A 21802-nucleotide genomic window follows, 5' to 3' on the forward strand; every position below is an offset into this window, starting at 1 on the left:
TCCTTCAGTGATTCAGTAAGTTGCGTGATGCGCTCGACGCTGTGTACAGGATTCGGAGCCTTCGCGTTGGGCGTGGCAAAGGAGTCGCAGCGGAGCGGGACAAGACACCAGAAGCGGGGCGTAGCCTCGGCGAGTCTGGGCGAGTTTTGTCACGGAAAGCGCAATTGTAACCCGTTCGGATCGGCTTCCCGCAGCCGCCGCCGACCGCCGTCGCCGCGATTTAATTCGTCAGAACATCGTAAGATGCGGGTCTGGGGCCGTTAGAGCCCTTTCCGGGGAGACAGAAATGGCAAAAAAATGGCTGGGCGTGGTGTTGGGTGTTGCTTTGGTCGGTGGCGTGGCAGTCGCGTGGCTGGCGCCGAACTACGATGACGCGCAGGCCGGCACCGATCGTCAGACAGTGAACTGCATGGAAAATCACCTCACGCTGGACGACAAACGCCACATCGCCCAATTTGCCGACACCAACGACTTTCCGTCGCTATATCACGTCTACGACCGCGTTTTTCCGGACTGCATGGTGCGCGGCGATCAACGCGACCGTAAAGCCGAACTGGTGACGAGCGCCTGGCAACTCCTCTCATCGGACGGCGAATTCCTGCGACTGCGCGAGACCCATGCCGCGCACGCGGCCAGCACACAGTAGTTTTCAGGCCGAATTGCCGCACGCGGCGATCCGTCCCCTGCAACCCCCGCAGCTATAATGCGCGGATGAACGCACATCACCAGACTTTTGATGCCGCCGTGATCGGCGGGGGCCTCGTCGGCAAGACTGCGGCGCTCGCGCTGACGCAAGGCGGGCTGCGCGTCGCGCTGCTCGCGCAGCCTTGCGCGGCCTTGCCCGCCGGCGCCACCTCCGACTCGCGGGTCTACGCGTTGTCGTCGAGTTCGCAGGCGCTGCTCGAGCGTTTGCGGGTCTGGCAGGCGCTCGATCTGTCGCAACTCGGACCGGTCTACGACATGCGGGTCTACGGCGACGCCCACGCCGAACTGCATTTCTCCGCGTTTCAGGCGGCCGCGCCGCAGCTGGCGTGGATCGTCGAGTCGTCGGTGATCGAACGCGCGCTGGATGCCGCGCTGCGCTTCCAGCCGAATCTCACCTGGATCGATACGCGCGCTCAGGCTTTGGATTTCACTGCGGATAGCGCCAGCGTCGGGCTCGCCAACGGCAACGTGATCGCGGCCGATCTGGTGGTCGGCGCGGACGGCGCGCATTCGTGGGTGCGCGCGCAGATCGGCTCGAAGATGAATCGGCGCGACTATAAGCAAACCGGCGTCGTCGCCAATTTCAAGGCCGGGAAGCCGCACAGCGAGACGGCCTACCAATGGTTCAAGGACGGCGAGATCGTCGCGCTCCTGCCGATGCCGGACGGCCACGTTTCGCTGGTCTGGTCGGCACGCACCGAGCACGCTGAACAACTGTTGGCGCTCGACCCGGCGCAACTCGCAGCGGAAGTCGAACGCGTGACGGGCGGCCAGTTCGGCGCGCTCGACTGCGTGACGCCCGCTCAAGGTTTCCCGCTCGCGCTGCAGACGGTGGACAAGCTGGTCGCGCCGCGCGTCGCGCTGGTCGGCGATGCTGCGCACCTGATTCATCCGCTGGCGGGTCAAGGCATGAACCTGGGTCTGCGCGACGTCGCGGCGCTCGCCGAAACCGTCGCCGGCAAGGAAGCGTTCCGCGATCTCGGCGACATGGTGCTGCTGCGTCGTTACGAACGCGCCCGTCGCGAAGATATCCGCGCGCTGATGATCGCCACCGACGGTTTGCAGAAACTTTTCTCCGTTCCCGGTCCGCTCGCCAGTGCGCTGCGCAATACCGGCATGGCCTTTGTGGGCGCGCAGCCGTTCATCAAGCGCTGGCTGGTGTCGGCCGCGCTAGGTTAAGGCACGGCCCGACCCGTCGCGCCTGGCGAGACGAGTATCATGAACGGATAAGCGCCGTTCCGGTCAGACCCGAAACGTCGTAACACGCGCCCTGCGCGCGATCGAACCCAGGAATTCAGCATGAAAAAGACCTTCCGCATGGCGGCCGCCGCGCTCGCGATCGCCGCTGTCACGATCGGCTGCTCGGCACAGGCCGACCAGACCACCGACAAACTCAAAGCCACCTTGCAAACGCGCCTCGGCGACGTGACCATCAAGAGCGTGACGAAGTCGCCGATCGCCGGCCTTTACGAAATCAACCTCGGGCAGCAGATCATTTATAGCGACGCCAACGGCGAATACCTGCTGCTAGGCGACCTGGTCGACGCGAAGACGCGCAAGAATCTGACCGAAGCGCGTCTGTCGGACACCAACCGCATCGACTTCGCGAGCCTGCCGTTCGCGAACGCGGTGAAGGTCGTGAAGGGCAACGGCGCGCGTAAGATCGCCGTTTTCTCGGACCCGAACTGCCCTTACTGCAAGCAACTCGAAACCTCGCTCAAGTCGATCGACAACGTGACGGTCTACACCTTCCTGTATCCGGTGCTGTCGCCCGATTCGACAGTCAAGTCGAAGTCGATCTGGTGCTCGACGGACCGCGCCAAGGCCTGGGAATCGTGGATGCAGGATCACCAGGCGCCCACCGCCGCCGGCACGTGCGATACCGCCGCGATCGACAAGAACCTCGCGCTCGGCCACGCCATGAACGTCGACGGCACGCCCACGGTGTTCCTCGCCGACGGCCGCCGTCTGCCGGGCGCCGTGCCGGCAGACCGTCTGGACAAGGAAATGTCCGCGGTTCACTGAGCCGCAGCATAGAAAACGTAGCAGTAAGGAGGCGCGCAGGGCGCCTCCTTTCACATCCAGTCCCGCATACTCCGCCTCGAAACCTCCTATTCCCCGCCGATGAAGCCGATCCGCTACAGCATCGTTCCCAAGCAACCCGCCGCCCATCTTTTCGAAGTAACCGTGACCGTCGCCGATCCCGATCCGGCCGGACAGCAATTCATGCTGCCGGTCTGGATTCCGGGCAGCTACATGGTGCGGGAATTCGCGCGCAACATCGTCACGCTGCGCGCCTTCAACGACGCGGGCCGCAAGGTGCGCGTCGAGAAAACCGACAAGCACACGTGGCAGGCCGCGCCGGTCAAGGGCGCGCTGACTTTGCGCTACGAGGTGTACGCGTGGGACTTGTCGGTGCGCGCGGCGCATCTCGACGATACGACGGGCTTCTTCAACGGCACGAGCGTGTTTCTCTCGCCGCTCGGTCACGAGGAAGCGCAATGCGTGGTCGATATCCAGAAGCCGGAAGGCGCGGCGTATCGCAACTGGCGCGTGGCCACCGCGCTGCCGGAAGCGCGCGGCACGAAGCGCTACGGCTTCGGCGAATATCGCGCGCAGAACTATGACGAATTGATCGATCATCCGGTCACGCTGGGCGAATTTTCCTTGGCGACGTTCAAGGCGCATGGCGTGCCGCACGACATCGTGATTGCCGGGCGCGTGGTCGGGCTGGATATGGCGCGGCTGTCGGCGGACCTGAAGCGCATCTGCGAAGCGCAGATCGCCTTGTTCGAGCCGAAGTCGAAGAAAGCGCCGATGGAGCGCTACGTCTTCATGACCCAGGCCGTCACCGATGGTTACGGCGGGCTGGAGCATCGCGCGTCGACGGCGCTGATCTGCAACCGCAGCGATCTGCCGCTCGAAGGGCGTGACGCCATGACCGAAGGCTACCGGACCTACCTTGGTCTGTGCAGCCACGAGTATTTCCACACCTGGAACGTGAAGCGCATCAAGCCGGCGGTGTTCGCGCCGTACGACCTGAACGTCGAAAACTACACGTCGCTGCTGTGGCTGTTCGAAGGCTTCACCTCGTACTACGACGACCTGATTCTGGTGCGCAGCGGACTGATTTCGCAGGACGACTATTTCGGCCTGCTCGGCAAAGTGGTCGGTGGCGTGCAGCGCGGCAGCGGTCGTCTGAAGCAGACCGTCGCCGAAAGCTCGTTCGACGCGTGGGTCAAGTACTACCGCCAGGACGAAAACGCGCCGAATGCGATCGTCAGTTATTACACCAAGGGCTCGCTCGTCGCGCTCGCCTTCGATCTGACGATTCGCGCGCAGACCAACAACCGCAAATCGCTCGACGACGTGATGCGTCTGCTGTGGCAGCGCTTTGGCCGGGACTTCTATCGCGGCAAACCGGTCGGCGTGGAAGAAAGCGAGATCGAGGCGCTGTTCGCGGAAGCGACGGGCGCGAATCTCGGCGAACTGTTCGCCGAAGCCGTGCACGGCACGCGCGACATCCCGCTCGACACGCTGCTCGCGCCTTTCGGTATCGTGCTGGCGAAAGAGATCGACAAGAGCGACAAGCCGTCGCTGGGCGTGCGTCTGCGCGGCGGCGCGGATTGCACGCTGGCGGCGGTCCATGACGGCAGCGCCGCGCAAAAAGCCGGGCTGTCAGCCGGCGACGTGCTAATCGCGCTCGACGGTCTGCGCGTCACCGGCTCGAATCTCGACGGGCTGCTGGCGCGCTACCAGCCGGGCGCAAAAGTGGAGGTTCACGCCTTCCGCCGCGACGAGCTGCGCACCGCGCAAGTCAAGCTGGACGGGCCAGAGGTGGCGCGCTACAAGTTCGCCGTCAGCGACAAACGGCCCGCTGCGCGCAAGGCACGCGAACGCTGGCTAGCGAGCTGATCGTCATCCCTGCCGTCGTCAATCGACGGCCGGCAGCGGCGGATTGTTCTACCAGTGCAACAATCCGTCGCCGCCAGATGGCTTTTTCCCGGGTCGGTAAAAAAACACAATGGCTCCACTCGCGCAACATTGCGCGCCCCTACTGGAGTCACACCATGACCACGATCCTGCAAATCAACTCGGCAGCCCGCTCACAAGGCGCGAACTCGACGCTACTCGTCAATGAGCTGACCGCCAAGCTGCAACAATCGAATCCGGGCGCGCAAGTCGTTGTCCGCAATCTGCAAGCCGAACCGCTGCCGCACCTGGACGACGCCGTCCTCGGCGCGTTCTTCACGCCGGCTGACCAGCGTACGGCAGAGCAAAACGCGATTGCTGCACGCAGCGAAGCGCTGATCGCCGAACTGCAAGCCGCCGACATCGTCGTGATCGGCGCGCCGCTGTACAACTTCGGCATCTCGTCGCAACTGAAGACGTACTTCGACTTCATCGCTCGCGCCGGCATCACGTTCCAGTACACCGCGAACGGTCCGGAAGGTCTGGTGAAGGGCAAGAAGGTGTTCGTTGTCTCGGCACGCGGCGGCAAGTATCTGGGCACGGCGCATGACAGCCAGACGCCGTATCTGACGAGCTTCCTGGGTTTCCTCGGCATGACCGATCTGAACTTCATCTACGCCGAAGGCCTGAACATGGGTCCGGACGCTGCCGGCGCCGCTCTGGCTTCCGCGCGCGAAGCGATCGCTGCTGCTTGAGGTCAAGGCATCAGGCTTGACCAGCGCCGCGGTAAGGCGGCGCGCGCATGACGCCTGAACGCGCGATGCGATGAACGACAAAACGCCACGACTTTTCAGGTTCGTGGCGTTTTTGTTTTTGGCGCTCGGTTTTTGGTTGTCCGTGTTGCCCGCGTCGGTGCCTCGAATCCTCAGGCCAGCATTTGCGCCTCGTCCGGCAGACGCCAATCGATCGGCGGGCGTCCCTGCTGCGTGAGATAGTCGTTGGCCTTGGCGAAGTGTCCGCAACCGAGAAAACCGCGATGCGCCGACAGCGGCGACGGATGCGGCGCCTCCAGCACGTAATGCGACTTGCCGCCGAGCAACGCGCGTTTGGCCTGCGCGTGCGCGCCCCACAGCATGAACACGACGCCGTCGTGGCGCATCGCCAGTTCGTGGATCAACGTGTCGGTGCATTTTTCCCAGCCGCGCTTCGCGTGACTGGCTGCCGCGTCGCGCTCGACGGTCAGCACGGTGTTCAACAGCAGCACGCCTTGTTTCGCCCACGTGTCGAGGCAACCGTGGCGCGGCGTCTCGTGCCCGAGACTCGCGGCAATTTCCTTGAAGATGTTGCGCAGCGACGGCGGCGTGCGTACGTTCGGCGCGACCGAGAACGCGAGCCCGTGGGCTTGTGGCGTGCCGCGATCTTCGCCGTGATACGGGTCTTGACCGAGGATCACCACTTTCACTTCATCGGGACTGGTTAGACGCAGCGCGCGGAAGACATCGGCGGGATACACGGTTTTACCGGCCGCGCGTTCACCGTCGACGAAACGGCAAAGCGGCGCGTAAGCGTCGCTTTCGATGAAGGGTTTGAGATGCGCGCGCCAGGCCGGGGGCAGGGCGGCGAATTGCGCTTCGAGTGTGGGCGGCGCGCTGGCGGTGGATTCTGACGACGGCGTGGTCGTCGTGGACGCGGCGTCGCCAAACAGCGAAGCCTGCGACGAAGTGGAGCGGGTGCGGGATGCGGAGGTCATGGCGGGGAAGTGTCGCAGCAAACGCGGCGTTGCTCAACCCGCCCGCAATTGATAACCGCGCTGTGCCTTGCTGACGTCGTCCGGCTTCAGGCCGCTGATGTGCTTGCCCAGTTCCGCCGCCAGCGCATGAAGCGCGGCTTCGTCGCCGGATTTCAGTTCGAGTTCGATTTCGCAGATCGGCGCACGACGCGTTTGCCCGTTCACTTCGGCGATCACGTCGCCTCGATCGATGGCGGCCTCGATCCTGGCGCCGTCGAGTTCGACGTTCCACAACGTGCGCGTGAAATCTGTGCGGAACAGTTCGCTGAGCGTCGGCGCGGCTTGACGCAAAGCGTCCGCCGCCTCGGGTTCATCGCATTCGCGCAACAATGCGTCGATCTCCAGCTTCTCGCCCGCCACCGCCATTTCCCACTCGTGCCGGCTGTGCAAGCCGTCTTTCGCGTGGCCTACCGTCTTGAAAGTTTGCAGCCAGCCCTCCGGCGTATGACGCAAACGCAGCGCGCTCTTCGACGACGCCAGGCTCAGTTGGGGCGTGTCGAAGTAAATATTTGCCAGCCTGACCGGACGTCCGTCGACGCCCGTACGCGCGACGAACCACTGCGTCGCCGCCTGCACCTGCTCAGCCGGCAAGGCCAGCTTGATTTCGCGTTCCATGCCCATGATCTGCTCCGCTACCTGTGCCCGTGTGTTTGACGCCGCGCCTAGAAAAACATACGCGCGAGTTCCACACCCGGCTCGTCCGCGCGCATGAACGCCTCGCCGACGAGGAACGTGTGCACGTCCATCGCCCGCAGACGTTCGACATCGACGCGCGACAGAATGCCCGACTCCGTGACGACGATGCGGTCGTCCGGAATCGATTCGAGCATGCCGATGGTCGTCTCGATCGACGTTTCGAAGGTACGCAGATTACGATTGTTGATGCCGATCAGCGGCGTCTTCAGCGTGAGCGCTTCCATCAGCTCATTGCTGTCGTGCACTTCGACCAGCACGGCCAGACCTAGCGAATGCGCGAGCGCTTCGAGATCCTGCATCTGCGAGGTGTCGAGCGCGGCGGCGATCAGCAGGATCGCGTCGGCGCCCATCGCGCGGGCTTCGACGATCTGATACGGGTCGACGATGAAGTCCTTGCGCAGCACCGGCAGATTGCAGGCGGCGCGCGCTTCTTCCAGATACGCGACGCTGCCCTTGAAGAACTGCACGTCGGTCAGCACGGAAAGACACGCTGCGCCGTGCTTCTCGTACGAACGCGCGATTTCGGCTGGCACGAAGTGTTCACGCAACACGCCTTTCGACGGGCTCGCTTTCTTCACTTCGGAGATGACCGCCGCCAGACCGGCCGCATGCTTCGCGCGCAATGCGCCGACGAAATCGCGGATATCGCGCGACGACGCTTCGAGGCGCAGCGCTTCGAGCGGTGCGCTCTGTTCGGCTACGCGGACTTCTTCGCGTTTGACCGCAATGATTTGGTCGAGGATATCGCTCATAACTGTCTCGCTACGTTGAGTGCTACTTGATCACTGCTTGAATTGCTGGGTGAAGCGAACCAGCTCGTCGACCTTCGCGCGGGCCTTGCCGCTCGCGATCGATTCGCGCGCAAGACCAATGCCGTCCGCGATCGACGACGCCACGTTCGCCGCATACAGCGCCGTGCCCGCGTTCAGCGTGACGATTTCGCGCGCCACGCCCGGCGTGTTGTCGAGCGCTTCGAGCAGCATGGCTTTCGATTCTTCGGCGTCGGCTACTTTGAGCGAACGGTTCGACACCATCTGCATGCCGAAGTCTTCCGGATGAATCTCGTACTCGAAAATCTGCCCGTCGCGCAACTCGCCGACTTGCGTGGCCGCGCCGAGCGAGACCTCGTCCATGCCGTCCATGCCATAGACCACCAGTACGTGCTTCGCGCCGAGGCGTTGCATCACGCGCACCTGAATGCCGACCAGATCGCCGTGAAACACGCCCATCAGCTGATTCGGTGCGCCGGCTGGATTGGTGAGCGGGCCGAGAATGTTGAAGAGGGTCCGCACGCCGAGTTCGCGGCGCACCGGCGCGATGTTCTTCATGGCCGGATGATGATTCGGCGCGAACATGAAGCCCATGCCGGTTTCCTCAATCGACGCCGCGACCTGTTCCGGCTGCAGATCGATCTTCACGCCGAGTGCTTCGAGCACGTCCGCGCTACCCGATTTGCTCGACACGCTGCGGCCGCCGTGTTTCGCGACCTTGGCGCCCGCGCCGGCCGTGACGAACATCGTCGCGGTCGAGATGTTGAACGTGTGCGCGCCGTCACCGCCGGTGCCGACGATATCGACGAAGTTCGAGTTGTCCGCCACGTCGACGTGACGGGCAAACTCACGCATCACCGTGGCGGCCGCGGTGATTTCGCCGATAGTCTCTTTTTTGACGCGCAAGCCGGTGATGATCGCCGCCGCCATCACGGGCGAGAGTTCGCCGCGCATGATGAGGCGCATCAGGTGCAGCATTTCGTCGTGGAAAATCTCGCGGTGCTCGATGGTCCGTTGCAACGCTTCCTGGGGCGTAATCGACATGATTTCGTCTCTCTTCATCAGGCGCGTTGCGCGGACGCGCTCGCGAGCTTCGACTGCTTCACGAAGTTTTCGAGCAGCGCGTGGCCGTGTTCGGACAGGATCGATTCGGGGTGGAATTGCACGCCTTCGACGGCCAGTTCCTTGTGACGCACACCCATGATCTCGCCGTCGTCGGTCCATGCCGACACTTCCAGGCAATCGGGCAGCGACTCGCGCTCGATTGCGAGCGAGTGGTAGCGGGTCACGACGAAATGCTTCGGCAGGTCGGCGAACACGCCCTTGCAATCGGTTTCGATCGTGCTGACCTTGCCGTGCATGATGGTTTGCGCGCGCACCACACGGCCGCCGAAAGCTTCGCCGATGGCCTGATGGCCGAGGCACACGCCGAGAATCGGCGTCTTGCCGGCGAATTCGCGCAGCACGTCGAGCGTGATGCCGGCGTGTTGCGGATTGCTCGGACCGGGCGACAGGCAGATGCGCTCGGGGTTGAGTTTCGCGATTTCGTCCAGCGTGATTTCGTCGTTCCGGTAGGTGCGCACGTCTTCGCCGAGTTCGCCGAAGTACTGCACCAGGTTGTAGGTGAACGAGTCGTAGTTGTCGATCATGAGCAGCATGGTGTGTCTCCGGTCAGAAGTCGCTATCGAGGCCGTCTTGAACTTGCTCGGCGGCGCGCAATACAGCGCGTGCCTTGTTCTCGGTCTCTTGCCATTCGGACTCGGGCACCGAATCCGCGACGACACCCGCTGCCGCCTGCACATACAGATTGCCGTTCGCGATCACGCCCGTGCGGATCGTGATGGCGAGGTCCATTTCGCCCGTGAACGACAGATAGCCGACCGCACCGCCGTACAGGCCGCGCTTGACGGGCTCCAGTTCGTCGATCAACTCCATCGCGCGAACCTTCGGCGCACCCGACAACGTGCCGGCCGGGAAGGTGGCGCGCAGCACGTCGAAATTGGTGGTGCTGGGTTTCAGTTTGCCTTCGACCGAACTGACGATGTGCTGCACATGCGAGTACTTTTCGATCACCATCTTGTCGGTCACGATCACCGAGCCGATCTGCGCGATGCGGCCCACGTCGTTGCGCGCGAGGTCGATCAGCATCACGTGTTCGGCGACTTCCTTCGGATCGTTCAGCAGTTCGGTCGCGAGTTCGGCGTCGCGTTCCGGCGTATTGCCGCGCGGACGCGTGCCGGCGAGCGGCCGGATCGTGACGATGCGATCTTCGCCACGTTTTTCCTGGCGCACCAGAATTTCGGGCGATGCACCTACCACGTGGAAGTCGCCGAAGTTGTAGAAATACATATACGGCGACGGATTCAGCGAGCGCAGCGCGCGGTACAGCGATAGCGGATTGTCGCGGAATGGCTTGGTCAGGCGTTGGCCGACCTGCACTTGCATCAGTTCGCCGGCCGCGATGTATTCCTTCGCCTTGCGCACGGCGGCGAGGTAATCGTCTTTGCCGAACTCGCGATAAGTCTCGGTGCGCACGCTGGCCGACGTGACCGGCGGTTGCACGGTCGTACGCAAACGCTGACGCAGTTCACGCAGACGCTGTTTCGCCTTCGTGTACGCCTCGGGCTGCGTCGGATCGGCGTAGACCACGAGATACAGCTTGCCCGCGAGGTTATCGATTACCGCGACTTCTTCGGTCAGCAGCAACTGGATGTCGGGCAGATTCAGATCGTCTTTCGGCGTGGTGCGCGCGAGCTTCTTCTCGATGTAGCGCACCGCGTCGTAGCCGAAATAACCGGCCAGCCCGCCCGCGAAACGCGGCAGCCCCGGGCGCTGCGCGACTTTGAAGCGGCCCTGGAACTGCTGGATGAAGTCGAGCGGATCGCCCTCGTGCGTTTCGACGACCTTGCCGTCGCGCACTACTTCCGACACGCCGTTGCGGGTGCGCAGCAGCGTACGCGCCGGCAGTCCGATGAAGGAATAGCGGCCGAAACGTTCGCCGCCCACCACCGACTCCAGCAGGAACGAGTTGGCGCCGTTGCGTTCGCTCTGCGCGAGTTTCAGGTAGAGCGACAGGGGCGTTTCGAGGTCGGCGAGTGCTTCGGCGATCAACGGAATGCGGTTGAAACCCTCGTTGGCGAGGGACTGGAATTCGAGTTCGGTCATGTTCCGATCCTGTACGGTGGTCCGGCGGCGGCGTGCGTCAGACAAAGCGGGGCGTTGCGCGTCCGGTCAGGGCGTTCGTTCGACAGTTTCGACACGATGATGATACCGACCGGCGCGAGTTTCCCATCGACGCATGCACAGGGTTTCAGCGCCGAGATGTACTTTGTGGGTACACACAGGCCGAATCAACCGATGCAGCGAAACTTTGATGATGGAAAAAACGCGTGAGCGCAGCGAAGCAAAAAACGGTTGCCGAAGACAGGCTTCAGCGTACCTCAGGCGAGGTTAGCGCGACCAGCGACGCCAGGGCCAGGCTCCCCGGTCGATGCTAATCAGACTCCGTTTTTTGTTCAGAAACATGAGGATGATGGACTTTTCAAGTCGTGGAATGGTGCGCTGCGATCGCCTTGGCGGCGTCCAGCAGCGAGGCAACTATACCATCGGATTTTATTTCTTGTATAGCTCGGCCATGGTTGTAGCCGTACGGTACGGTCAGCGTGGCCATACCCGCCGCGCGGCCCGCCAACGCATCGTTCTCCGAATCGCCGATGGCCACGGTGGCTTGCGGCTCGACGCCGAGCTGCGCTGCAGCAGTGAGCATGGGCAGCGGGTCCGGCTTCTTTTTCGACAGGCTGTCGCCGCCCAGCACGACGCTGAAATACTGCGCGAGGCCGTATTGCTCCAGCAGCTCGACCGCGAACCGGTGCGGCTTGTTGGTGACGCAGGCAAGCTTGAGACCGGCGTCGCGCATGGCGATCAGACCGGCCTCGACGTCCGGATAGAGCCGCGTGTGCATGCCGTTGATCTTCGCGTACTCCTCCTGATAGATCGCAAGCGCTTCGTCGAAACGGTCTTGCGCGTGCTCCGTTTCGAAGCGCGGCGCCAGCACGCTGCGGATCAGATGCTCCGAGCCCTTGCCGACATAGCCGACCACTTCCTCGCGCGAGGTTTCCGCCGCGTCGAGTTGCGCGAGCATGCCGTTCAGGCCGGCGGTGAAATCGTCGGCGGTGTCGATCATCGTGCCGTCGAGGTCGATGATCGCGGCTTGCAGGCGCGGGCCGGTGAATGTCGGAGCGGGGAAGTGAGCGGTCATTGGGTGGGCTGGATCAGGATCGGGGGAAGCTCAGTGCTCGATGTTGGCAAGTGCCGCGCGCATCTGGTCGATCACGACCTTGTGATCCGGCTGGCCGAAGATCGCCGAACCGGCCACGAAGGTGTCCGCGCCCGCTGCCGCAATTTCGGCGATGTTGTCGACCTTTACGCCACCATCCACTTCAAGGTGAATTTCGCGGCCGGTGCGTTCCTTGTATTCGTCGATGCGCTTACGTGCTGCGCGCAGCTTGACGAGCGCCTCGGGAATGAACGACTGGCCGCCGAAGCCCGGATTCACCGACATGATCAGCACGAGGTCGACCTTGTCCATGACGTAATCGAGGTAGCTCAGCGAGGTGGCCGGGTTGAACACCAGGCCCGCCTTACAGCCGTGATCGCGGATCAGCGACAGCGTGCGGTCGATGTGGTCCGAGCCTTCCGGGTGAAAGCTGATGATGTTCGCGCCGGCTTTCGCGAAGTCCGGCACGATGCGGTCGACCGGGCGCACCATCAGATGCACGTCGATCGGCACGTCCACGTGCGGGCGGAGCGCCTCGCAGACCAGTGGGCCGATTGTCAGGTTCGGCACATAGTGATTGTCCATCACGTCGAAGTGAATCCAGTCGGCGCCGGCGGCGACGACGTTGCGGACTTCTTCGCCGAGGCGGGAGAAATCGGCGGACAGAATGCTGGGGGAAATGCGGAATTGCGTCATGGCGTGGGCGGAGGCAGGCGGGAAAGCGCCATTTTACCGGTTTGTGCGCGTCTGGGCCGACTCGCCGACGCTTCGCCGCGACTTCCTTTATTACGCCGCGAAAGTGACAAAACGCCTTACCAGCCCTTGGCCAAAGGGATTTGTCGGGTTGCGGCCCTGCCGCGCATCAAGCAGAATGCCAAACCATCAGCACGGCATTGCCAGTGCGCCCGCAAACCATTGGCGTTCGGGCTTTCCCGCGATTTTTCACCCCCGTTTTACCAGACCGGAATCAGGATGAGCCAGTACGAATTCAGCGTCTCTGCGCAGGTGCAATATCTGCCCGAAGAGTCGGACCCAGAGCGCCGCCAGTTTGCGTTCGCCTACACGCTGACTATCCGAAACACCGGTCAGGTGCCCGCGCAGTTGATTGCGCGTCATTGGGTGATCACGGACAGCGACGACAGCGTGCAGGAAGTGAAAGGCTTGGGCGTGGTGGGGCATCAGCCCTTGCTCAAACCGGGCGAGCATTTCGAATATACGAGTTGGGCGGTGATCGCCACGCCGGTCGGCACCATGCGCGGTGCGTATTTTTGCGTGGCCGAGGACGGCGAGCGTTTCGACGCGCCGGTGCCGGAGTTCATTCTGCGCATGCCGCGTACGTTGCATTGAACCGCAGGCGCGGGCCGCGGTCTTTAGTCAGTCGAAGGCGTGGTCGGACGCGCAACGTTACTGCGGGCTTTGCGGCTTTTGTTGTTCACCGGCGTTCGCACGCGCCGCTTTCTTCTTGCCGGATGACGTCCATACCACGATAAAGACGAGCAGGAAGAGCGCGACGAGCGATTCCAGCGCGAAGATGAGCATCGGGTATTCGTCGAACAGATCAGACATGGCGGTTTCCATCAAGAACGAACATTGTATGCGTTTTGTCCGCGCGGCCGGAGCCTGGCTCAGCGCGCTTTCGGTTGCGGTGATGCTGGCATCATGCGGCGGCGGTGGCGTGGTGCGGCCCTCGGTTTCGCCGCCTACGGGTGCAGCAATCATACCTGGGCAGATTGCCGCGACGCGTCTGACCGCGGTCGCCTGGCAACAGGTGCCGGGCTGGCAGGATGACTCCCTCATCGGCGCGACGGCGGCGCTGCGACAGAACTGCGTGAGACTGGCGCGTCAGCCGAACTGGGCACGGGCCTGTGCAGCGGCCTCGCAAATCGACGATCTCGACGTGACCAGCGCGCGGGCCTTTTTCGAAGCCTATTTCACGCCGTTCCAGTTGGCCAACAACGACGGCACGCTGGATGGACTCGTCACCGGCTACTACGAGCCTCTGCTGCGCGGTTCGCGCACGCGGCATGGTGTGTACCAGACTGCGCTGTATCGTTGGCCGTCGGGCTATCGCGCGGGTGCGCCGCTGCCGGTGCGCGCGCAACTCGAGCGCGCGGGTGTGCTCAGCGGCAATGAACTCGTATGGGTCGACGATCCGATCGAAGCGTTCTTCCTGCAGGTGCAGGGTTCCGGACGCGTCGTGATGGAAGACGGCAGCGTGATGCGGGTGGGTTTCGGCGGCACCAACAATCAGCCTTACAAGTCGATTGGACGCTGGCTGCTGGATCGCGGAGAACTCACGCCTGCGCAGGCCACCATGCAAGGGATCAAGACATGGGCGCGTAACAACCCGACGCGGGTCGATGCGTTGCTTGATACAAATCCGCGCTTCGTGTTCTTCCGCGAGATGCCGTCCGGCGAAAGTGCACCGGGTGGCGGCGCCGATGGTCCGATCGGTGCGCTGGGCGTGCCGTTGACGCCGGAGCGTTCGATTGCGGTCGATCCGTCGTCGATTCCGCTCGGCACGCCGGTGTTTTTGCAGACCACCCGTCCGCTCACCAATTCGCCGATGAACCGCCTGGTCTTTGCTCAGGACACCGGTTCGGCGATCAAGGGTGGCGTGCGCGCGGATTACTTCTGGGGTCTCGGTGACGATGCCGGCGACCTGGCCGGCAAGATGAAGCAGGGCGGCCGGATGTGGTTGCTGCTGCCGAATTCCTGAATCGCTGAAACCGTCGCGCCACGTCCGAGTACGTAATCAGACATGGCGCGATTCGCTCATGCTCGCGTCACAGTCCCGACGTGCGTTTGTCTATCACGCGTCGCGCTTTGCCGACCGAACGCTCGATGCCGTTCACACCCAGCACATTCACCACCGCACTCACGCCGATCAGCGCCTTGATGTCGTAAGTCAGCGCCTGCTTTGCCGTGTTCAACGCAGCGGTGTCCGGCGCGGTTTCCGGGCACGGCTCGACGTTCAACGTCAGTACATCGAGCGGGCCTTCCTTCGTCAGCACGATCTGGTAGTGAGGCGCGAGCGCTTGCTGCTTGAGCAGCAACTCTTCGATCTGCGTCGGAAACACGTTCACGCCGCGCACGATCATCATGTCGTCCGAGCGGCCCGTGATCTTTTCCATGCGGCGCATGGTGCGCGCGCTGCCCGGCAGAAGGCGAGTCAGGTCGCGGGTGCGGTAGCGGATGATCGGCAGCGCTTCCTTGGTTAGCGACGTGAATACGAGTTCGCCGAGTTCGCCGTCCGGCAAAACCTCGCCGGTTTCCGGGTCGATGATTTCGGGGTAGAAGTAATCTTCCCAGATGGTCGGGCCGTCCTTCGTCTCCACGCACTCCGAAGCGACGCCGGGGCCCATCACTTCGGACAGGCCGTAGATATCCACAGCATCGATGCCCATGCGCTTTTCGATCGCGTGACGCATGTCGTTGGTCCACGGCTCCGCGCCGAAAATGCCGATGCGCAGCGAACAATTGGCGGGATCGATGCCTTGGCGTTCGAGTTCGTCCGCGATCGAAAGCATGTAGCTCGGCGTCACCATGATGATGTCCGGCCGGAAGTCCTGGATCAGTTGCACCTGCTTTTCCGTCTGGCCGCCGCCGAAGGGGATCACGGTGAGCCCAGCGCGCTCAGCGCCGTAATGCGCGCCGAGGCCCCCGGTGAACAGGCCATAGCCATAACTTATGTGAACCTTGTCGCCGCGCTTCGCGCCGGCGGCGCGGATGGAGCGCGCGACGAGATTGGCCCACGTGTCGATATCGCGTGCGGTATAGCCCACCACGGTCGGCTTGCCGGTCGTGCCCGACGACGCGTGGATCCGCGAAATCTGCTCTTGCGGCACGGCGAACATTCCGAACGGATAGTTGTCGCGCAGATCTTTCTTGGTGGTGAAGGGAAAGCGCGCCAGATCTGCGAGCGTTTTCACTTCGCTCGGGTGGACGCCGGCTTCATCGAACTTGCGCCGATACACCGGCGAATTTTCATAGGCATGATTCAACGACCATTTGAGCCGTTCAAGTTGGAGCGCGGCGAGTTCGTCGCGGCTGGCGGTCTCGATCGGATCGAGCGGAAGGGCGGTGGTCATCGAATGTCTCCTTGCTGCCTCAATGCTTGGGTCTGATATAGGTGCGTCTGGGTGCAAAAAAAATCTGGGCTGATCGCGGTCATACGGTTATGCGGCCATGTGATCGAGCGATCTGGCGGCCCGGCGTTAGCGAACACTCGCAATGGCGCGCGTTGGCCGCCGGATGCGGCGCGGGTTCGCGGATTCAATCGTCAGTGGGAATCAGGTTGCCTTTGATTTGCGCCGATTTGCCGCGAAACATGGCGACGGTCTCGTCAGCGCGATTGGTGACGCGAATATCGTAGATGCCGGTGCGGCCGCTCTGGGTCTGTTCGATGGCTTCCGCCGTCAGCACGTCGCCGCCTGATACCGGCCGCAGGAATTCGATCGAGCAGCCCGCTGCGACTGTGTTGATGTTGTACGAGTTGCAGGCGAAGGCGAAAGTCGAATCCGCAAGCGTGAAGATCAGTCCGCCGTGGCAAATCTGGTGGCCGTTCAGAAAGTCGTTGCGCACCGGCATGCGCAGACGCGCATAACCTGGGCGCACTTCGAGGATTTCGAGCCCGAGCGCCCGGCTGCACGCATCGTTTTCGTACATTGCGGCAGCGGTTGCGCGTGCTAGTTCGTCGGGCGTCATCTGGCTGGCGTGTTTGGCTTGAGTGGACATATCAGCGGCCCTCGAAGCGCGGCGCGCGCTTGTCGACGAAGGCTTGCACACCCTCTGCGTAATCGTGCGACGCGCCGAGTTCGCGCTGCAGATCGCGCTCCAGATCGAGTTGCTGATCGAGGGTTTGCGTCGCGCCCGTGCGCATGGCCAGTTTGATGGCGGCGATAGCGCGCGTGGGTTGCTGCGCGAGTCGCGCGGCCAGCTGCGTGGCGGTGGCGATGAGTTCGATGTCGTCGACCGTCTGCCAGATGAGGCCCCAGCTTTCGGCTTTCTCCGCGCTGAGTTTGTCGCCGGTGATGGCGAGCCCCAATGCTCGCGCCATGCCGACACGTTGCGGCAGGAACCAGGTCCCGCCCGAGTCGGGTACCAGGCCGATCTTCACGAAGGCCTGAATGAAGCTGGCGCCGCGAGCCGCCAGCACGAGATCGCATGCGAGCGCGAGATTGGCGCCGGCACCGGCAGCCGTGCCGTTGACTGCGGCGATAACCGGCAACTCGAGCGCTTGCAGACGACGGATCAGCGGATTGAAATGTTCGTCGATCAGCTTGCCGAGATCGGTCATCGCGCCTGGCGTGAAGTCGAGGTCGGCAAGATCCTGCCCGGCACAGAAACCACGGCCGGCGCCCGTCAGGACGAGTGCGCGGGCGCCGGACGTTTCCACCTCGTCGAGCGCCGCGCTCAACTCCAGGTGCATGGCGCGCGTGAAGCTATTGAGCTTATCCGGACGATTCAGCGTAATGGTGGCTACATGGCTCGACGCGTCGATGTCGAGGCGGATCGCTTCATATGACATTGGGTGTCTCCTCTATGTCTGTTTGATCGATGGCCCGGCAGGTATCGGCGTCAGAGCCGCTCGATGACCAGCGCGATGCCTTGGCCCACGCCGATACACATCGTGCAGAGCGCGAAACGGCCGTTGATCCGCTCCAGTTGATACAGCGCGGTCGTGATCAGACGCGCGCCCGATGCGCCAAGCGGGTGGCCGAGCGCAATGGCTCCGCCGTTCGGGTTGACGCGCGGGTCGTCGTCGCGCAAGCCGAGGGTGCGCAGAACGGCCAAACCTTGCGATGCGAACGCTTCGTTCAACTCGATCACGTCGAATTGTTCGAGCGTCATGCCGAGTTGCTTGAGCAGCTTTTGCGTGGCCGGCGCCGGGCCAATGCCCATGATGCGCGGTTCGACGCCCGCCGTGGCCATGCCCACGACACGCGCGCGTCGGCGCAGGCCGTATTGGTCGGCTGCTTGCTGGTTCGCGAGCAGCAGCGCGCAGGCGCCATCGTTCACGCCCGACGCATTGCCGGCCGTCACGCTGCCGTCAGGACGAACCACGCCCTTGAGCTTGCCGAGGGTTTCGAGGGACGTTTCGCGCAGATGCTCGTCGAGCATCACGCGCAGCGGGTCGCCTTTCTTTTGCGGGATTTCAACGCCGACAATTTCCTGCGCCAACGTGCCGTCCTGTTGCGCGCGGGCCGCTTTTTGCTGGCTCGCGAGCGCGAACGCGTCCTGATCGGCGCGGCTGATGCTGAACTCGACGGCGACGTTCTCCGCCGTTTCCGGCATCGAGTCCACGCCGTACTGGCGTTTCATCAACGGGTTGATGAAACGCCAGCCGATCGTCGTGTCGTAAATGTCGGCCTGACGTGAGAATGCGCTATTGGCTTTGCCCATGACGAACGGCGCACGAGTCATGCTTTCTACGCCGCCAGCGATCATCAGGCGCGCTTCACCGGCTTTGATCGCGCGGGCAGCCGTACCGACCGCGTCCATGCCCGAACCACACAAGCGGTTGATCGTTGCGCCCGGCGCCTCGGTGGGCAAGCCAGCCAGCAGCGCCGACATGCGGGCGACGTTGCGATTGTCTTCGCCGGCCTGATTGGCGCAGCCGTAGATGACGTCATCGAGCACGCGCCAGTCGACGCCGGGGTTGCGCTTGATCAGTGCTTTGATCGGCACCGCGCCGAGGTCGTCGGCGCGGACATCTTTCAGAGCGCCGCCGTAGCGGCCGATGGGGGTGCGAATCGCGTCGCAAATGAAGGCGTCGTTCATAGGGATCCCTGCTGGCGCGGACCGGCGCGAATGCCGATCCGATGTCTCATGTTAGTAGGGGCACGCGGCTCGGTCCATTCGGCCAAATGGCATAGGACAAAACGAGTGCCCGTCTTATGCCATTCAACCAGCTACCGCCGGCGCCGCTTTCGGTTCAACATGAACGCGGCTTTGAACGACGCGGAAGCGGTTCGCGACGAAGGCCGCGTCGGCCAGCGCGGCGTTCGCCGCCGGGTTCGCACCCGTGCCGTGGAAGTCGGAGAAGGCCGCGGATTGGTTGACGAACACTCCGCCCGTCAGGTTGATCGAGAGTGCTACGCCGCCCTGGATCGATGCTTCATGTGCCGCTTCGAGCACGCCTTCGTCTGTGCTGTAGACCGACAGCGTCAGCGCGCCGTGTTCGGCAGCAATGGCGCCCGCGAGTTCGAGCGATTGCGCGGTCGAATCGGTGGCGATGACGAACGAGATCGGGCCGAACCATTCTTTGGTGACATTCGCGTGGTCGGTAGCGGCATCCAGTTGAAGCACGAGCGGCGTGCGCACGCGGGCGCCGGCAAACGCCGGGTGTTCGAGCGTCTGGCTTTCGACGAGGACGCGGCCAAGCTTGGCGGCTTCGTCTATGCGCTGGATGACACCTTCGTTCTGAATCGCGCCAAGCAGTTCGACTGCACGGGCCGGGTCGGCGGCAAGTTTTTGCACGGAGCCGGCAATCGCCTGAGCTACTTCGTCGAAGCTGAGCGTGCCATCGGCGGTACGGATGCCGTCGCGTGGCACGTAGATGTTCTGCGGCGCGGTGCACATCTGGCCCGAGTACAGCGCGAGCGAGAAGGCGATGTTGCGAGCGGCGGCTTTGATGTCGTCGACCGAGTCGATCACGATCTGGTTGACGCCGGCTTTCTCTGTGTAGACCTGTGCCTGGTGCGCGTTCCGTTCGAGCCACGTGCCGTTCTGCGTGCTGCCGGTGAAGTCGATGAGCTTGATTTCCGGACGCAGAGCAAGGTCTTGCACGAGTGCGCCGTCGTTCGGCTCGGTGGCGAGCAGCGTGATGATGTTCGGGTCGAAGCCTGCTTCGCGCAAGACATCACGTGCAATCCGCACGGTCAGCGCGAGCGGCAGGATGGCGCCCGGGTGCGGCTTGACGATGACTGTGTTGCCAGTGGCCAGGTCGGCGAACAGACCTGGGTAGCCGTTCCAGGTCGGGAAAGTGCAGCAGCCGAGTACGAGGCCGGTGCCACGCGGCACGACCGTATAGCGCTTGTGCATGGCGAGCGGCGGGTTTTTGCCTTGTGGCTTTTCCCAGTGGGCGTCGGCGGGAATGCGGCGCAACTGGTCCCACGCATAGACAACGGCTTCGAGCGCACGGTCTTGGGCATGCGGGCCGCCAGCCTGGAAGGCCATCATGAATGCCTGACCGGTCGTGTGCATCACGCTGTAGCCGATTTCGAAGCTGGCGCGGTTCACGCGCGCGAGGATTTCCAGGCACACGCCGATCCACGCCTTCGGGCCGGCGGCGCGCCAGCCTTTCTGTGCGGCGGCGGCTGCGGCGATCAGGGCGTCGGGGTCGGCCTTCGGGTAGCGTACGCCAAGCGGGAAGCCGAACGGCGAGACTTCGGCCCCGACGGTTTCGCCCGTCGACGGCTGGTCAAGTTCGAACGTTTGGTTGAGAAGTGCTTTGAATGCGGCCTCACCGTCCGCGTTAGCTGTTTCCCCGTACACTTTCGGACTGGGCATCTCGACGAACGGGCTCCAGTAGCCGCGCGTTTCAACCGCGGTGAGTGCCTTTTGCAGCGTGTCTTCGTGCTTGGTGAATAGCGGATGTGTCATGGCAGAGGGGCTTGGCTGTACGTTGGGAAGAGCCTGTCGAATAATTGACCGACCGGTTGGTTGGTGAATGGTAGCATTATTAAGACGGCCGCGCGAAGCGTTTTCGCGTGCGATCAATCATCAGGAGGCGGCATGGCTTACGAGAACATTCTGGTAGAGACGCGGGGCAGGGTTGGGCTGGTTACGTTGAATCGGCCGAAGGCGTTGAATGCACTAAATGACGCATTGATGGACGAACTGGGCGCCGCGCTGCGTGAGTTCGATGCCGACGACGAGATCGGGGCGATCGTGATTACGGGCAGCGAGAAGGCGTTCGCCGCCGGCGCCGATATCGGCATGATGGCCACATACACCTATATGGATGTGTACAAGGGCGACTACATCACCCGTAACTGGGAAACGGTTCGCTCCATCCGCAAGCCGATCATTGCCGCGGTGGCGGGCTTCGCGCTTGGGGGCGGCTGCGAGTTGGCGATGATGTGCGACATCATCTTCGCCGCCGACACAGCCAAATTCGGTCAACCGGAAATCAAGCTCGGTGTCATGCCAGGCGCCGGCGGGACCCAGCGCCTGCCGCGCGCGGTCTCGAAGGCAAAGGCGATGGACATGTGTCTCACCGCCCGTTTCATGGACGCTGTCGAAGCGGAGCGTTCCGGTCTGGTTTCTCGCGTGATTCCTGCCGCCTCTCTTCTTGACGAGGCGGTGGCCGCTGCGGCAACCATCTCCGAGTTCCCGCTGCCGGCGGTGATGATGGTGAAGGAGTCGGTCAACCGCGCCTACGAAACGACGCTCGCGGAAGGCGTTAACTTCGAGCGTCGCCTGTTCCATTCTCTCTTTGCCACCGAGGATCAGAAGGAAGGGATGGCTGCGTTCGTGGAAAAGCGCAAACCGGTTTTCAAGCATCGTTAATACGCTTGTCAAAATAACGCTTGCAAGGCCCGGTTTGGGTCGCTAGAATCTCGCTCTTTCGTGCTTCGGACACCGGGGCACGGGGAGGCGGGAGAGCCAGCAATGGCAAGGGTTTGAGCGGGTTGGACGGGTTTGGGA

The 21802-nt window shown here is 63.1% G+C and carries 22 protein-coding genes; 8 read left to right on the plus strand and 14 right to left on the minus strand.

The window, feature by feature from the left end:
• Window positions 1-286 precede the first annotated feature (286 nt).
• The 5 genes from FQ705_RS03725 (at window position 287) to FQ705_RS03745 (ending at window position 5372) form a co-directional block, all read left to right on the plus strand.
• Window positions 287-646 carry a hypothetical protein gene (locus tag FQ705_RS03725; RefSeq protein WP_144138073.1) on the plus strand — a complete coding sequence of 120 codons (360 nt, stop codon included), beginning with the start codon at window positions 287-289 and terminating at the stop codon, window positions 644-646.
• 65 nt (window positions 647-711) lie between these two features.
• Complete coding sequence (locus tag FQ705_RS03730; RefSeq protein WP_144138074.1) at window positions 712-1884, plus strand: UbiH/UbiF family hydroxylase; 1173 nt, start codon at window positions 712-714, stop codon at window positions 1882-1884.
• Window positions 1885-2004: 120 nt separating this feature from the next.
• Window positions 2005-2730 (plus strand): DsbC family protein, encoded by a 726-nt coding sequence (locus FQ705_RS03735; RefSeq protein ID WP_144138075.1) that lies wholly within the window; start codon window positions 2005-2007, stop codon window positions 2728-2730.
• 99 nt (window positions 2731-2829) lie between these two features.
• Window positions 2830-4620 carry a M61 family metallopeptidase gene (locus tag FQ705_RS03740; protein ID WP_144138076.1) on the plus strand — a complete coding sequence of 597 codons (1791 nt, stop codon included), beginning with the start codon at window positions 2830-2832 and terminating at the stop codon, window positions 4618-4620.
• A 155-nt stretch (window positions 4621-4775) separates the two neighbouring features.
• Window positions 4776-5372, plus strand: a complete 597-nt coding sequence (locus FQ705_RS03745) for an FMN-dependent NADH-azoreductase (protein ID WP_144138077.1) — start codon at window positions 4776-4778, stop codon at window positions 5370-5372.
• Window positions 5373-5542: 170 nt separating this feature from the next.
• Here FQ705_RS03745 and FQ705_RS03750 read toward each other — a convergent pair whose 3' ends face one another.
• The 8 genes from FQ705_RS03750 to rpe all read right to left on the minus strand — a co-directional run bounded on the left by FQ705_RS03750 (window position 5543) and on the right by rpe (window position 12844).
• Window positions 5543-6367, minus strand: coding sequence for a uracil-DNA glycosylase (locus FQ705_RS03750; protein WP_144138078.1), 825 nt, complete (start codon window positions 6365-6367; stop codon window positions 5543-5545).
• 33 nt (window positions 6368-6400) lie between these two features.
• Window positions 6401-7027 (minus strand): CYTH domain-containing protein, encoded by a 627-nt coding sequence (locus FQ705_RS03755; RefSeq protein WP_144138079.1) that lies wholly within the window; start codon window positions 7025-7027, stop codon window positions 6401-6403.
• Between the two features lie 41 nt (window positions 7028-7068).
• Complete coding sequence (gene trpC, locus FQ705_RS03760; protein ID WP_144138080.1) at window positions 7069-7854, minus strand: indole-3-glycerol phosphate synthase TrpC; 786 nt, start codon at window positions 7852-7854, stop codon at window positions 7069-7071.
• Between the two features lie 30 nt (window positions 7855-7884).
• Window positions 7885-8916, minus strand: coding sequence for an anthranilate phosphoribosyltransferase (trpD, locus tag FQ705_RS03765; RefSeq protein WP_144138095.1), 1032 nt, complete (start codon window positions 8914-8916; stop codon window positions 7885-7887).
• A 17-nt stretch (window positions 8917-8933) separates the two neighbouring features.
• Window positions 8934-9530: an aminodeoxychorismate/anthranilate synthase component II gene (locus tag FQ705_RS03770; protein WP_144138081.1), complete on the minus strand. Its 597-nt coding sequence runs from the start codon at window positions 9528-9530 to the stop codon at window positions 8934-8936.
• Window positions 9531-9543: 13 nt separating this feature from the next.
• On the minus strand, window positions 9544-11037 hold the full coding sequence (gene trpE, locus FQ705_RS03775) for an anthranilate synthase component I (protein ID WP_144138082.1): 1494 nt from the start codon (window positions 11035-11037) through the stop codon (window positions 9544-9546).
• A gap of 376 nt (window positions 11038-11413) precedes the next feature.
• Window positions 11414-12130 (minus strand): phosphoglycolate phosphatase, encoded by a 717-nt coding sequence (locus tag FQ705_RS03780; RefSeq protein ID WP_144138083.1) that lies wholly within the window; start codon window positions 12128-12130, stop codon window positions 11414-11416.
• A gap of 30 nt (window positions 12131-12160) precedes the next feature.
• The gene (gene rpe / locus FQ705_RS03785; RefSeq protein ID WP_144138084.1) at window positions 12161-12844 is read right to left on the minus strand and encodes a ribulose-phosphate 3-epimerase; all 684 of its coding nucleotides are present in this window, start codon (window positions 12842-12844) and stop codon (window positions 12161-12163) included.
• 276 nt (window positions 12845-13120) lie between these two features.
• Between rpe and apaG the strand changes: the two genes are divergently transcribed.
• Entirely contained in the window at window positions 13121-13495 is a 375-nt protein-coding gene (apaG, locus tag FQ705_RS03790) for a Co2+/Mg2+ efflux protein ApaG (protein ID WP_144138085.1), read from the plus strand.
• A gap of 57 nt (window positions 13496-13552) precedes the next feature.
• Here the strand turns inward: apaG and FQ705_RS33930 are convergent, their stop codons facing one another.
• On the minus strand, window positions 13553-13714 hold the full coding sequence (locus FQ705_RS33930; RefSeq protein ID WP_186307771.1) for a hypothetical protein: 162 nt from the start codon (window positions 13712-13714) through the stop codon (window positions 13553-13555).
• 28 nt (window positions 13715-13742) lie between these two features.
• Between FQ705_RS33930 and FQ705_RS03800 the strand changes: the two genes are divergently transcribed.
• On the plus strand, window positions 13743-14867 hold the full coding sequence (locus FQ705_RS03800) for a murein transglycosylase A (RefSeq protein WP_144138086.1): 1125 nt from the start codon (window positions 13743-13745) through the stop codon (window positions 14865-14867).
• 67 nt (window positions 14868-14934) lie between these two features.
• On the opposite strand, the gene paaK is transcribed toward FQ705_RS03800, so the two are convergent.
• From paaK to paaN, 5 genes are all read right to left on the minus strand, one after another.
• Entirely contained in the window at window positions 14935-16239 is a 1305-nt protein-coding gene (gene paaK / locus FQ705_RS03805) for a phenylacetate--CoA ligase PaaK (RefSeq protein ID WP_144138087.1), read from the minus strand.
• A 184-nt stretch (window positions 16240-16423) separates the two neighbouring features.
• A complete protein-coding gene (paaI, locus tag FQ705_RS03810) occupies window positions 16424-16885 on the minus strand; it encodes a hydroxyphenylacetyl-CoA thioesterase PaaI (RefSeq protein ID WP_144138088.1) in 462 nt (153 codons plus the stop codon).
• A gap of 1 nt (window position 16886) precedes the next feature.
• Window positions 16887-17678, minus strand: coding sequence for a 2-(1,2-epoxy-1,2-dihydrophenyl)acetyl-CoA isomerase PaaG (gene paaG, locus FQ705_RS03815; RefSeq protein WP_144138089.1), 792 nt, complete (start codon window positions 17676-17678; stop codon window positions 16887-16889).
• A 50-nt stretch (window positions 17679-17728) separates the two neighbouring features.
• Complete coding sequence (gene pcaF, locus FQ705_RS03820; RefSeq protein ID WP_144138090.1) at window positions 17729-18931, minus strand: 3-oxoadipyl-CoA thiolase; 1203 nt, start codon at window positions 18929-18931, stop codon at window positions 17729-17731.
• Window positions 18932-19054: 123 nt separating this feature from the next.
• Window positions 19055-20755: a phenylacetic acid degradation protein PaaN gene (gene paaN, locus FQ705_RS03825; RefSeq protein ID WP_144138091.1), complete on the minus strand. Its 1701-nt coding sequence runs from the start codon at window positions 20753-20755 to the stop codon at window positions 19055-19057.
• A 132-nt stretch (window positions 20756-20887) separates the two neighbouring features.
• On the opposite strand from paaN, the gene FQ705_RS03830 reads away from it, so the two are divergent.
• Window positions 20888-21664, plus strand: a complete 777-nt coding sequence (locus FQ705_RS03830) for an enoyl-CoA hydratase (RefSeq protein WP_144138092.1) — start codon at window positions 20888-20890, stop codon at window positions 21662-21664.
• Window positions 21665-21802 lie beyond the last annotated feature (138 nt).

The organism is Paraburkholderia sp. BCC1884, from assembly GCF_900996225.1.
GTDB lineage: Bacteria > Pseudomonadota > Gammaproteobacteria > Burkholderiales > Burkholderiaceae > Paraburkholderia.

What these genes read in the sequence shown, in the direction of transcription:
- FQ705_RS03725 (WP_144138073.1), top strand. Translation starts at nt 287, where the DNA reads ATGGCAAAAAAATGGCTGGGCGTGGTGTTGGGTGTTGCTTTGGTCGGT.
- FQ705_RS03730 (WP_144138074.1), top strand. Translation starts at nt 712, where the DNA reads ATGAACGCACATCACCAGACTTTTGATGCCGCCGTGATCGGCGGGGGC.
- FQ705_RS03735 (WP_144138075.1), top strand. Translation starts at nt 2,005, where the DNA reads ATGAAAAAGACCTTCCGCATGGCGGCCGCCGCGCTCGCGATCGCCGCT.
- FQ705_RS03740 (WP_144138076.1), top strand. Translation starts at nt 2,830, where the DNA reads ATGAAGCCGATCCGCTACAGCATCGTTCCCAAGCAACCCGCCGCCCAT.
- FQ705_RS03745 (WP_144138077.1), top strand. Translation starts at nt 4,776, where the DNA reads ATGACCACGATCCTGCAAATCAACTCGGCAGCCCGCTCACAAGGCGCG.
- FQ705_RS03750 (WP_144138078.1), bottom strand. Translation starts at nt 6,367, where the DNA reads ATGACCTCCGCATCCCGCACCCGCTCCACTTCGTCGCAGGCTTCGCTG.
- FQ705_RS03755 (WP_144138079.1), bottom strand. Translation starts at nt 7,027, where the DNA reads ATGGGCATGGAACGCGAAATCAAGCTGGCCTTGCCGGCTGAGCAGGTG.
- trpC (WP_144138080.1), bottom strand. Translation starts at nt 7,854, where the DNA reads ATGAGCGATATCCTCGACCAAATCATTGCGGTCAAACGCGAAGAAGTC.
- trpD (WP_144138095.1), bottom strand. Translation starts at nt 8,916, where the DNA reads ATGTCGATTACGCCCCAGGAAGCGTTGCAACGGACCATCGAGCACCGC.
- FQ705_RS03770 (WP_144138081.1), bottom strand. Translation starts at nt 9,530, where the DNA reads ATGCTGCTCATGATCGACAACTACGACTCGTTCACCTACAACCTGGTG.
- trpE (WP_144138082.1), bottom strand. Translation starts at nt 11,037, where the DNA reads ATGACCGAACTCGAATTCCAGTCCCTCGCCAACGAGGGTTTCAACCGC.
- FQ705_RS03780 (WP_144138083.1), bottom strand. Translation starts at nt 12,130, where the DNA reads ATGACCGCTCACTTCCCCGCTCCGACATTCACCGGCCCGCGCCTGCAA.
- rpe (WP_144138084.1), bottom strand. Translation starts at nt 12,844, where the DNA reads ATGACGCAATTCCGCATTTCCCCCAGCATTCTGTCCGCCGATTTCTCC.
- apaG (WP_144138085.1), top strand. Translation starts at nt 13,121, where the DNA reads ATGAGCCAGTACGAATTCAGCGTCTCTGCGCAGGTGCAATATCTGCCC.
- FQ705_RS33930 (WP_186307771.1), bottom strand. Translation starts at nt 13,714, where the DNA reads ATGTCTGATCTGTTCGACGAATACCCGATGCTCATCTTCGCGCTGGAA.
- FQ705_RS03800 (WP_144138086.1), top strand. Translation starts at nt 13,743, where the DNA reads ATGCGTTTTGTCCGCGCGGCCGGAGCCTGGCTCAGCGCGCTTTCGGTT.
- paaK (WP_144138087.1), bottom strand. Translation starts at nt 16,239, where the DNA reads ATGACCACCGCCCTTCCGCTCGATCCGATCGAGACCGCCAGCCGCGAC.
- paaI (WP_144138088.1), bottom strand. Translation starts at nt 16,885, where the DNA reads ATGTCCACTCAAGCCAAACACGCCAGCCAGATGACGCCCGACGAACTA.
- paaG (WP_144138089.1), bottom strand. Translation starts at nt 17,678, where the DNA reads ATGTCATATGAAGCGATCCGCCTCGACATCGACGCGTCGAGCCATGTA.
- pcaF (WP_144138090.1), bottom strand. Translation starts at nt 18,931, where the DNA reads ATGAACGACGCCTTCATTTGCGACGCGATTCGCACCCCCATCGGCCGC.
- paaN (WP_144138091.1), bottom strand. Translation starts at nt 20,755, where the DNA reads ATGACACATCCGCTATTCACCAAGCACGAAGACACGCTGCAAAAGGCA.
- FQ705_RS03830 (WP_144138092.1), top strand. Translation starts at nt 20,888, where the DNA reads ATGGCTTACGAGAACATTCTGGTAGAGACGCGGGGCAGGGTTGGGCTG.